The 10974-nt window shown below is 39.5% G+C and carries 8 protein-coding genes; all 8 read right to left on the reverse strand.

What is annotated here, in order from left to right:
• On the reverse strand, positions 1–2639 hold a 2639-nt coding region (locus WBA23_RS11255; RefSeq protein ID WP_424582378.1), incomplete at its 3' end, for an ATP-binding cassette domain-containing protein.
• Positions 2640–2779: 140 nt separating this feature from the next.
• Positions 2780–3142 carry a DUF1987 domain-containing protein gene (locus WBA23_RS11260; protein WP_424582379.1) on the reverse strand — a complete coding sequence of 121 codons (363 nt, stop codon included), beginning with the start codon at positions 3140–3142 and terminating at the stop codon, positions 2780–2782.
• 34 nt (positions 3143–3176) lie between these two features.
• Positions 3177–3719, reverse strand: a complete 543-nt coding sequence (locus tag WBA23_RS11265) for a SiaB family protein kinase (protein ID WP_424582380.1) — start codon at positions 3717–3719, stop codon at positions 3177–3179.
• A gap of 37 nt (positions 3720–3756) precedes the next feature.
• On the reverse strand, positions 3757–7215 hold the full coding sequence (locus WBA23_RS11270) for a PAS domain S-box protein (RefSeq protein WP_424582381.1): 3459 nt from the start codon (positions 7213–7215) through the stop codon (positions 3757–3759).
• 93 nt (positions 7216–7308) lie between these two features.
• Positions 7309–8136 carry a GAF domain-containing protein gene (locus tag WBA23_RS11275; protein ID WP_424582382.1) on the reverse strand — a complete coding sequence of 276 codons (828 nt, stop codon included), beginning with the start codon at positions 8134–8136 and terminating at the stop codon, positions 7309–7311.
• Positions 8137–8140: 4 nt separating this feature from the next.
• A complete protein-coding gene (locus WBA23_RS11280; protein WP_424582383.1) occupies positions 8141–8734 on the reverse strand; it encodes a chemotaxis protein CheB in 594 nt (197 codons plus the stop codon).
• 22 nt (positions 8735–8756) lie between these two features.
• Positions 8757–9638: a CheR family methyltransferase gene (locus tag WBA23_RS11285; RefSeq protein WP_424582384.1), complete on the reverse strand. Its 882-nt coding sequence runs from the start codon at positions 9636–9638 to the stop codon at positions 8757–8759.
• Positions 9639–9924: 286 nt separating this feature from the next.
• On the reverse strand, positions 9925–10974 hold a 1050-nt coding region (locus WBA23_RS11290; RefSeq protein WP_424582385.1), incomplete at its 5' end, for a M16 family metallopeptidase.

Raw genomic sequence — 10974 nt, forward strand, 5'->3', positions numbered from 1 at the left:
GTACGTAAATGTTGAATAGTCTCGGAATTAATATTAGCAGCTGTAAGAGCTGAATCGAGATTGATAGTTTCAATACCTTCTCGGAAGCTCTCTGCTTTTAGTTCCTTACGTAGAATATATAAGTCCATATCTAAGGTAGCTAAAATAGAATCATTTTCAGGTGCCATATTATTCTGAATACTTTGTAGCTTAGATTCTAACTTAGGTATCAGATAGGCAGATTCGTAGTCAGATTGGCGCTCCTGTTTTTCCAATTCGTAAAAAGGGCGCTGAAAAGAATTTTCCTTAAACTGATACACCGCCATTGCCTCGTAAGCCCAGCGAGAAGTCATTAAATCTGCTACGAGAGGCACTTCACCTTTCGTACTGATTAAGCTATTTAGCTTATCAAAATTGAAAAGCAAGCCACTTAGTATCATTTGAGGAATAAGCAGCAGAGGAATAATGATGTAAACTGTTACCGCAGAGTTAAAAGAGGCTGAAATATTTAATCCTAACACATTAGCGAAACAAGAGACTGAAAATAAAACCAGCCAGAAACTTAGCGTCATCTCTTTTATCTCAAGAATAAGGTTTCCAATCAGCACAAAGCTCAGCGTTTGTATGGCCGACATTGTAAAAAGAATTAATACTTTGGAAGAAAGATAGCTGCTTCGGCTGAGGTTCAGAAAGGATTCTCGCTTTAGTATCTTCCTATCTCTAATGATTTCTTCAGCACTTACGGTGAGCCCCATAAAGAGGGCAACAATTATACTGATGAGCAGATAAGCTGGAATGTTTTCGTTAAACCGAAACACATATTCTGAACTTCCAACTTCGGTATAGCGAATAATAAAAGAAAGGAAAAGTGCTAGTACGGGAGCTTCCAGAAAGTTAATTAACAAATATTGTTTGTTACTAACTTTAGAGAGCGTATCGCGAATAGTAAATATAACAGCTTGCTTTAAACGATTAGGTATCGTTAGCGATTTAGGTGGGGTTTCAAGTACGTCGGGAATTCGCTTAAAAGAAAAGTGTTTCCCGAACATCTCGCTCCACTGCTGAGGATTCACTTTACGTTTGCTTGTAAACTGACCGTATTCATCAACTACCTTTGCTTCAATGATATTAAAAACCTGCTCGGGATTGACGTTACCACATTCTGAGCATTGCCCCCGTTCAGAATCTACTTGATTAGATGCTTTTTTGAAATAGGTGATAGCCGCTACTGGGTTTCCGTAAAATATCGGGTAACCTCCCGTATCCATAATAAACATCTTATCAAACATCTTATAGATGTCGGAAGATGGCTGGTGGATTACGACAAATATTAACTTTCCTTTGAGAGAAAGTTCTTTTAGTAGGTCAATTACATTTTCTGAGTCGCGAGAAGATAGTCCTGATGTAGGTTCATCAACGAACATTACTGCGGGTTCTCGAATAAGCTCCAACGCAATATTAAGTCTTTTGCGCTGCCCACCGCTGATGGTTTTATCCAAAATACTCCCTACCCTCAGATCTTTTCGGTGTTCAAGTCCCAGACTTTCTAAGGTGTTAAGCACCAGTTTATCAATTTCTTCCTCGCTTTTGTCGGCGAAGCATAGTTTAGCATTATAATATAGGTTTTCATACACTGTTAGTTCTTCAATAAGCAAATCATCCTGCGCTACGTACCCAATCACTCCCTGAATATGCTCTTTTTGAAGATGAATATTGAACCCATTAATTAGCACTTCTCCTTCTGAAGGTGCTTCAATACCCGCTAGCACATTCAACAAGGTGGTTTTACCAGCACCACTGGCTCCCATGATGCCAATGAGCTTGCCTGGACCTTCCGAAATATTAATGTTTCTTAAACCAACTCCGCCATTAGGAAACCGAAATGTCATCTCGTTAACATTAAACGAGATTTTCTGAACTTCATCATCCGATAAGAAATGCCGGATCATGTCGCTGTAATACAATGCATCTCCTACCGGCGTTTTGATAGTACTACCGTTAGAAAAAAGGTACGAATGGTTGGGCTTCATAATAAAGCCATTCAATACTATATCACTCGTACCCAAGTATTTTACGAAATATAAATCAACACTGTTGACTTTCAGAAACACAATCTCACCCTGAATATCAGTAACTACGTGCTTCTGTTTGCCAGCATCACCGGTGCGAGCACTTACCGTCAAAATGTCTTCTGAATTTTCCTGAACCTCTTGATCGTTTAACGCAAAACTTTCAACAAGCTTATATTCTTCAGCTTCAATATTGAATACTTCAGCAACTGTATTGATGATATTAGCACGTTGTTCAGTAACATTACCATCAGAAGCTACTAGTTCCAGAACTTTAGCAAGCACAACAATCTTTTGCTTCTGCGTAAGCGTTTTATTAATCTTACGACAGATAGCTAGTGTTTTTACCGAATCTCTAACGGAAGTCAGCTTTCGCTTTTTAACTACTACCTCACCTTCGGCTACTTCTTCAGTTTTGCCCCAATCGGCATACTTATCATAAAGCTCCACGTACTCTTTAATAGAGTCGTGGTCCAGTTCCTGAGTAAAGAAGCGGATAACAAAATCGCGTTCCTTTTCAGTAACTCCGCCATCTTGTTTAGTAATGATGGCAAATAATTGGGTTAACGCTTTAAGAATTTCCTCACTCATGGTTTTACGATCCGTTGCGTAAATTCAACTATAGTCTCCGTGTTTCTATATACAAAGTAACCCCAGGCTATCTTTAACTAATAGCTGATTTAGGTTGGTCAGACCTTTTGGTATATAAAATAATGACAATGATGAAATCACTAGTAAGTGCTGAATTCAAAAGATACCTCAACTAGCTCTGAAAACTCTTCGCCAGCTTCTTCCATATCCTCATCGTCTTCGTGAAAGTACCAATGTATCTTAGCTCCATCAACTTCTTCAATTTTAGAAAGGACATCTAAAATTAGCTTAGAAGATGCGGTATTAAAATACTCTAGCTTAAATACGAACTCACTACTAGGATTTGGCTCTTTAGCATAAGCACTTAGCCAATCCAGCACTGGTTGGTAAAACTCCGCTGAATCTTCTGGTAGCGAGCGGCCAGAAATTTCAAATATGCCGTTGCTTTTATCAAGGATAATCTTTGGCGTATCTTCTGTTCCTTCTAAGTGTATAATTTCCATGGTAATAATATGTTTTGAATGACTTTTTTTTGGTTTAATTACGAATAATAGTAGTCTTTAAAGTAAAGAATGAACGCTTGTTATCCATTTCTATAAAGTCGTACTCCAATTTACTCCCAGATTTACGGGCCATGTCGACGAACCCTAATCCTGCACCACCTTTTTCGGAGATTGTTGTGCTTTTGATAATCTCTTTATAGAGCTGTTTTAGACCATCTTTATCCAGACCATTTACTCGATCTAGCCGCTCTTTAAGTCCGTTCACATCACCGTTTTCCAAAGGATTACCAGAAGCGATAATGTATTCATCACCCTTTTTTCCAATCATAAATACGGCATTGTATTCGTACCCTTCCTCTATCTTGTACCCCTCGCCATGTTTTACAATATTCTGCAGGCATTCTACCATTACGTTAAACACCTTTCGCTTCACGGAAGAATCTTCCCCCATGGAGTCCATATTGCGCTCGGCCATTGCCAACACAGATTTGGTAATTTCTTGCGTAAATTCCCCCTCATATACTAAGATGAGGTTCTGATCTCGCATTGTTTTGTGTAAGTCATACACATACTTCATGATCTATCGGATTTAATTGTTAGTCGATCAATTTAACTTAAAACTTTATACCAATCATAAGAACATCATCGGTCTGCTTTTCTTCGCCTTGCCATTCTTCCCAAGATGATCCAATGGTCTGATGAACTTCATCCATCGGTTTATGATGATGCTTCTGAATTATAGATCGCAGGCGCTTAGGTCCGTATTTACGGTTATCTGGCCCACCAAATTGGTCCGGAAATCCGTCAGAACAGAAATAAATAGATTCGCCTTTAGCTGCCTTAATAGTCGTGGTAGTAAAGTTGGTTTGATTCTTATATATTCCTCCACCAATTGGAAATTTATTCCCTTTGACTTCTACCATTTCACCTTTCTGCATATAATATAGCGGACGGTGAGCTCCGGCATATTGAATTTCGTTTTTACGGATACGACATAGTGCAATATCCATCCCGTCTTTACTCTGAGACTCTTCTGAATCCTGCCGCAATGTTTTAGTTACCCCGTCATCTAATTGATCTAATATTTCGCCAGGATCAGACACTCCTCGGCTACGAACTATATCGTTTAATAAGAAGTAGCCAATCAATGATATTAATGCTCCTGGAACTCCATGCCCAGTACAGTCCACTGCCGCAATGAAGGTATCTTCACCTCGCTGCATAAACCATGGGAAATCCCCGCTAACAACATCTTTCGCTTTGTAGAAGATAAATGATTCTGGGAATACTTGCTTAATAATTTGATTGTCTGGCAATATGGCTCCTTGTATACGCCGAGCATAGTTAATACTGTCGTTGATCTTTTTATTTTTGCTCTGAATCTCTAGCTCAATTTGCTTACGCTCAGTGATATCATGTGAGACCACCAGCACTGATTCCAACTGCTCTTCCTCATCAAATTCAGGAATGGCATTTACATGCATCACCCGATCACCTAGCTGAGAAGGGAAATCAATTTCCTTAGCCACTGTCTCTTGTGAACTGTCTACCTCCCCTAGAATTTTCAACCACTCATCGATTACGGAAGGCTCAAAGCTTGCATCAGCAACCCGTTTGTTCAAAAACTCTGAAGGAGCTTGTCCAGTGTATGTTTCGATCGTAGGATTGATATAGAAAAAGGTTCCTTCTTTGTCTAAACGCGTGATCAAATCCGGTGAGTTTTCAGAAAGTGCCTGCATCTTACTTCGCATACGCTCTTCCTGCTCAGCTCGCTTGCGTTCAGTAATATCTCGAGCGTTTAAAACGACTCCTTGTACTGCTGGATCATCCAATAAGTTAGTACCCGTAGTTTCCACCCACACTTCACCCCGATCTTTAGTATTGTATAGATATTGAACCGTAACCGACTGCTTAGGCTTTTTAATGAGTGCTGAAAACATATCTAAAAATGCCTTCTGCCCCTCTTCTGTAATGTGCTCTAAATCGCTATGCCCAATTAGCTCCTCCTGGGTATAGCCAAAGATTCGCTGTACTGAAGGACTAATGTAGCGAATAACTTGATTCTCTTCGTAAATAGTAACTACCTCCGAAGCATTCTCCAGCAGTGATGCCATACGGTTTTGAGTACGCTCCACTTCTTGAATCTGCTCTTCTAGTTGTTTATTTGCTCGCTGTAACTCTTCTTGAGTAGCCTGCATTTCTTCAGCATTTTGCTGAAGTACCTCCTGCTGCTCTTTCAGCTCATTACTCATGTGCTGCGCTTCTTCCAACAGTCGGCGAGTACGCTCATTTACTTTGATATTGAAAACAGTGCGGGCAGTAATAAGACTAATTTCTTCCACAAATTTAACATCCCGACTGCTGAACTTCTCAAACGCCGCGAACTCTAATACGCCGTATACTTGCTCATTAGTGATGAGGGGCACTATCAATAAAGACTCAGGGCGTTGGTCGCCTAATAAGCCCGAAGTGATAGTTACATAATCGTACGGAATTTCAGTTCTGAGTAGGGTATCCTGTTCAATAGCCGCCTGCCCCACCAACCCTTCAGCAAACTTAAAGGAGTTTTGGACATATTTCTTCTTATTATATGCATAGCTAGCCTTCATCTCGATAACAGCATTGCCACCGGAATCATCGCCATTGTCTACCACGTAAAAAGCCCCTTGTATTGCACCTATCTTTTGGCATACGTACGCTACTACTGCGTCACCTAGCGCATCAACTTGATCGTGAGCTCGAAGAATTTCGCCAATTTCTGCCACACCCGTTACAATCCAGTTTCGCTCATCATCTCTCTTTTCAGCGTTCTGAATGTTGTCTCTCATGTTAATGAGAGCATTACCTAGCGCATCTTTCTCACTTATTGGTTGAAAGGATGCATCAAGTTTACCTGCACCAATTTGGTGAGCAAAAGAAGCGGTACGTTGCAAAGTATCTACCACTTTGGCTGTGGTTTCTGCCATTTGACCAATTTCGTCGTCGCTTTTCTTCTCTACCTGTTCAGGTAATATCCCCTCGCTTAGCATTTGTAGCGTTCCCTTTAAAGATAGCAAGGCTGACGTTAACAACCGAGAAAGAAGTATAGAAATTATTAGAGCAGCAACTAATAGGATCACTCCTACTATTGCTGACTTATAAAGTAGTGAGCGCAGTTCAGCCTGCAGTGCTGCCTGATCAATTTTAGAGATAATGCCCCATCCTTGCGTTGGCAAGTAGTCCCAGGCAGCCAATGTAGGCTCACCTCTATAATCAATATCGTGAATATACCCTCTACTTCCATCTACCGCCCGTTGAGCTGCTTGTTGATCTTTGCTACCTGCTACTACCTGAAGTGCTAAAGGATCACTACCAGTGAGCCGAGAGCCGTTAATATAGCTTATGTTGTTCTCGTGTGCTCTCACTAAAAATGACTCCCCATAGTTGCCCAAACTGGTAGAATCGTTAATAATATTAAGTAGTTTAGATATATTGATTTTAGCGATTGCTAATTGATCTTCATTACTAGTTCGTTGCCCTAAAAGGGTAAAATACTGATTCTCTTCCTTAAAAATCCGACTGGTATAATTGCCTTCTTTTGATTTTTCAATAGTTTGCCCATCTGGATCGTAAAAGGTTGCTCCAGGTTGCTGATTCACATTAGAATTATTACTAGTAAAAAGAATGTCACCTTGAAGTGATACTAGCGCAATAGTAGCAATACTTGGTTCACGAGAAAGTATTCCTTTAATTTGGTCGGTTTCAATTAGAAGCGTTGGTTCAATAACTTCTTCAAGAGTTCCGAGATCCATAATATCTGAACTGGGCAGCTCTGAAGTTAAGCCTTCGTCGGATTCTAAGATTTCCTCTTGTCTGGTGTCTAATAAAGATAGTTCGGCAGTAATACGCTGAAAGTAACCTTCTATCTTACTCTTCTTGTAATCGTTTGCTGACTGTATTTTTTCAGCATACTGATTTTCTAGCACCTGCTTAGTTACCTGATAGGTAATTGTGCTGATGGCTACTACTGCCATTAAAGTAAGCATCAGCACCAATACTGTAATTTTACTTCCTATATTAATTTTTTTCAGCATGTCCTCTTACCCAATTATTGTTCATACAGAAAATGATACTTGGCTTAATTTTATCTCCATTTGTTTGCAAATTGCAACAACCTAACAACTATTTTACAGTTTAGCTGCTTGCAAACTTACATTGTCATTATTTGATAGCTTTAGTGCTAATTTTCCAAAGTAGCTTTCTAATGCTATTATCTGATTTTGTTCAAAAGGCTTGAAAGAAGAGAGTTCTAGCATGCCAATTACTGTCGCTTCTTCTTTGATGGGCATTACCAATAAATGTTTTGGAGTAGCCTTTCCCAGCCCAGAGAAAATCTGGATGTACCCTTCAGGTACCGTATCTATGTTAAGTACTTTTCCTTCTTTAGCAGATTGTCCCACTAGCCCTTCTCCCCAACGAAAAGTTACTTTATCGCCCTCTGGCAAATGGTAAGCGTAACTAGCCAGCAGCTCTATTATCTGATTTTCTTCTTCCTCTAACACTTGATATACCGCACCTTGGCTTGCTTCTAGTACACCGCAAATTTGCGATAATGCCCGATTGAAGACAGCTTCAGTATCCTCTTCAGAAGAGAGAATTTCTTCTGATTCTCCCAGATAAAAATCATCTGAATGGTTATCTTTAACGACACCCTCTAGATCAGAGTCGCTCGCACGTTGATCTGATACTCGAAATTCTGCAATTTGACTCACCTGCTGGCTTTGAGAGTTTACCATGATAACAATCGTGGCAAATCCCAATAAAATGGTGATACCAACTGAGATGTATATTTGGTAAAATAAAGGGTTTAATTGCTCAACCACTGTCAGATCTAATACCGAAGAGTATTGAGTCATTGAGGTTGGCAGTAAAAATAGCAGATAGGTAGTTACTCCAGCCGCTACACTAAAAGCAGCTATAGTAGCCCACTTGGCTTTGTTAGTAAATGCTGACATAGTATTATCGATATTGTTGATCTAACTCTAATAAAAATTCAATAATTTGATCTATTCCTAAAATATAATCAATGGTAGTGAGGCTCATCGCAGCGGTAGGCATCGTATCAATCATACACTCTTGAGGGTCTTGTACAATAGTTAACCCACCCCGGTCTTTAATTTTCTTCATTCCCATAGCGCCGTCCTTATTAGCTCCTGAAAGCAAGATGCCTATTACCTTTTCCCGATAGGTATAGGAAGCCGTATCCAGCGTTACATCAATGGCCGGCCGTGAGTTATTGATTGCTCCTTCGGTGGATAACGAAAAGGTATTTCCAAGCTCAACAGCCAGATGGTAGTTGGATGGTGCCAAATACACTCTACCCTTTTTGATACTCTCTTTATCGTGAGGTTCAGTAACTGGCTTAGCACTCTTAATTGACAAAGCTTCCTCGAAGCCATGACGTACATGCTTTAAGCGATGCAAGCACATAATAATAGGAAGAGAAAAATCTTTCGGAACAGTTGACAGTATACGAGTTACCCCCTGAAAACTTCCAGCTGACCCGCCAATTAAAACGGCTTTATAACTATTGCTGACTCTGTACTTACTCATAGCTAACTGGATTATCTTCCTGCTAGTCTTTGATTTTTTTATACACTTTTTCTTCGTTGTTCACAATAATGAACTTATTGGCTATCTCACACCAAATGAGCGATTCTTTAGAGCCAATGGCCAAGTAGCTATACTTGAACAAGCTCTCATGAAGTTTTTTCAAAACCCTGTTCTGCAAATTCTGGTTGAAGTAGATCATCACATTTCGGCAAAGAATCAAATCAAATTTATTAAACACATCGCCTTTCACTAAGTCAAAGTTTCGGTATGAAACCCCAGCAAACAATGTAGGATCAATAATCGCCATTCCGTCTTTTTCTTCGTAGTAATGACTTAATGTTTTCTGACCCTGAAAACGGATATAATTTTTTTCATTCAAAGCCATGTTCTTTATAGGCACTCGACCTTGCTTAGCTTTTTCTAGAATGGGCTTATCAATATCAGTAGCTATAATATTAGCTTTATGCAGTATGTCCATTTCCTTCAACATAATACACATGCTCATCACTTCTTCACCTGAAGAGCAGCCAGCATGCCAGATGTTAACCGTTTCGTGGTTTAAAAACAGGTTAGGAATAATTTGATCTCGGGCTTCTCTCCAGAATGAGGGGTCCCGAAACATTTCAGTCACATTAACTGTAACCTCCGCTAAAAACGTATTAATAAAAGAAGGATCATTTTCTAGCTTTGTAATAACCTCTTTAGCGGAGCTGAACTGAAGAATTTCAATAATTCGCTGTATTCGCCTCCGAAAAGAAGATTTGGCATAATCGGAAAAATCGTAGCCATAGCGATTTTTTACCACTTCAGTGATCTTTCGCAAATCGGCTATCTCTACCTCTATGGTCTTCTTACTTCCTGAAGACTGCTGTGGATTAAATATTACTTTTTGGCTTTGAATCATCGCTCTTACCCTGTTTTTGAATCACTTAAATAATTACTTCTCGCAGTAATCATTTCAAAAATAATTCAAAAAAAGCGTATAAAAGGAATATAGCAGATACCTCCTTCTACCAGATAGTGTAATAAATTAAAACCCTGCTTCGGAAAATAAGAAGAAGGATATTTTGTAGATAGTATTTTCTACAAAGTAAGGGAAGTACTAAAAAATAGAAGTCTTATATAGTTTGCTCGTTAACAATAAACTGGCGTTTTATAATAGTCTGCTAGGTTGGGATATATTCTATCTATCAAGAATAGCTACCTACAACTACTTCAAACCAGTTTTCTTCCTGAAAATAGTGCTGAGCTAGTTGCTGTAGTGGTTGCGCATTAATCTCATTCATCGCGCGCAGATAATCTTGGAAGTAAGCATAAGTGAGATTATGTAGATAGATGCTTTTAAACTTTTCGGCCAAGGCGAAGGGGGTATCGACCGAAGTGAGCAATCTTCCCGCCATGTAGTTTTTTACGGTATTTAGTTCAATAGTATCAATAGGCTGATCCCGCAGAATGGCGATTTCGCGGTAAATCTCGGTAAGAGCTGATTGGGTGAGCTCTTTCTTCACATCAGTACCAATTACTAAATACCCAGCTTCCTGTAGGCTGACCATGCTGGAATAAATGCCATATGTCAGCCCCTTTTCTTCGCGAATATTTTTCATTAAGCGAGAACCAAAGTATCCACCCAGTACTGTATTGAGCACTCGCATAGGAATAGCATCAGGATGATCTCGGGTAAATAGCGGTATTCCTACTCGAATAGAAGATTGTAAGCTAGTAGGCCGTTCTTCTAAATGCTTTTTTTCTTGAGAAAGATCAGCCCAGATAGCGGTTTGCTTTGTAGAATCTCGATACTCGGTCGTCAGTGTACCAATATGTTTTTCCAGTAATGTTAGTACTTCATCATCTACTTGCCCCGATACGATGACCTCCCAGTTCGCAGAAATATGATTTTGATAAAATTCTACTAAGGAAGATTGCCTTACATTAGCTACACCATCTTCCGTTAAAGTTTTTCCGTAGGGCTGATTCTCACCAAATAATACCGCTCGCATCTTTTTCGAAGCTACCGTACTCGTTTTTTCATTGCTTACCCTAATCTTCTGAATCTGAATAGCCTTCAATTTTTCTAGCTCATCATTAGGAAACGTAGCTTCGGTGAGTAATTCCGCTAGTAGAGAAAGTAGCGGATCAACGTACTTTTTCAACGTATAAATTTCAATTGAAGCGTAGTCTAGTCCTGGATTTAGCTGTAGAAAAGCTCCGTAAGAATCTATCAGGTTAGAAATAGAGTATGC

It is taken from the genome of Tunicatimonas sp., assembly GCF_049647865.1.
Lineage (GTDB): Bacteria > Bacteroidota > Bacteroidia > Cytophagales > Cyclobacteriaceae > Tunicatimonas.

Bases quoted from the DNA above. Each gene is read 5' to 3' on its own strand.
- WBA23_RS11280 (WP_424582383.1), bottom strand. From the start codon at position 8,734: ATGAGTAAGTACAGAGTCAGCAATAGTTATAAAGCCGTTTTAATTGGC.
- WBA23_RS11270 (WP_424582381.1), bottom strand. From the start codon at position 7,215: ATGCTGAAAAAAATTAATATAGGAAGTAAAATTACAGTATTGGTGCTG.
- WBA23_RS11260 (WP_424582379.1), bottom strand. From the start codon at position 3,142: ATGGAAATTATACACTTAGAAGGAACAGAAGATACGCCAAAGATTATC.
- WBA23_RS11265 (WP_424582380.1), bottom strand. From the start codon at position 3,719: ATGAAGTATGTGTATGACTTACACAAAACAATGCGAGATCAGAACCTC.
- WBA23_RS11275 (WP_424582382.1), bottom strand. From the start codon at position 8,136: ATGTCAGCATTTACTAACAAAGCCAAGTGGGCTACTATAGCTGCTTTT.
- WBA23_RS11285 (WP_424582384.1), bottom strand. From the start codon at position 9,638: ATGATTCAAAGCCAAAAAGTAATATTTAATCCACAGCAGTCTTCAGGA.